This is a genomic window from Bradyrhizobium oropedii (assembly GCF_020889685.1).
Classification (GTDB): domain Bacteria; phylum Pseudomonadota; class Alphaproteobacteria; order Rhizobiales; family Xanthobacteraceae; genus Bradyrhizobium; species Bradyrhizobium oropedii.
In genome coordinates this window covers 1-565 of record NZ_JACMYO010000495.1, presented here as the reverse complement: position 1 = coordinate 565, position 565 = coordinate 1, and the positions used below count along the sequence as shown (strand labels likewise).

The following is a 565-nucleotide window of genomic DNA, read 5'->3' as shown; positions in this document are numbered from 1 at the left end:
TTGTCCAGCGCATGACCCTGGGTCGGCACCAGGTCCGGCGTCGAGCCGTTGATGCCGGCATTGGTCGAAGCCGACAGATAGGCCTCATAGGTGTTCAGGGAGTTGACGTTCCCGCTCAGCGAGATCGACGGGCCGTCATCGTGGAAGGTCACATGCGAGCTGAGGTCGAGCTTCTGGCTCGCCGTATCGCCGTCCTTGTCGGTCACGGTCGCCGTCAGCGTCACCAGGCCGCCGGTCAGGCTGATGCCTTCACCGGTGTCCGGGCTCGACGCCGTGTTCTCGTGCACCGCACGGTCCTGCGTCAGCGTCACGTCGCCGGTTGCAGTATTGACCGCCAGCGTGAACACCAGCCAGGCCGCCTGGTTTTCATGGCCGGTCACGTAGCCCGAGATCGTGTTGCCGGTCTGGTCGAGCACGACGCCAAGACCAGAAGCACTGTCGATCAGGTTGGACGTCGTGCCGTTGGCCGCGATGCTCAGCGCATAGGCGGTGGTGCCGCCGTCGGCGCCGGTCTTCACCGTGAACGCGCCGGCGAAGCTCTCCTTGTCCAGCGCATGGCCCTGGG

General features: G+C 65.7%; 1 protein-coding gene. It reads right to left on the bottom strand.

The features are described 5' to 3' along the window. Nucleotides 1–565 (bottom strand): DUF5801 repeats-in-toxin domain-containing protein (locus H8A95_RS43460; RefSeq protein ID WP_229188511.1); only part of this gene is annotated, 565 nt, incomplete at both ends.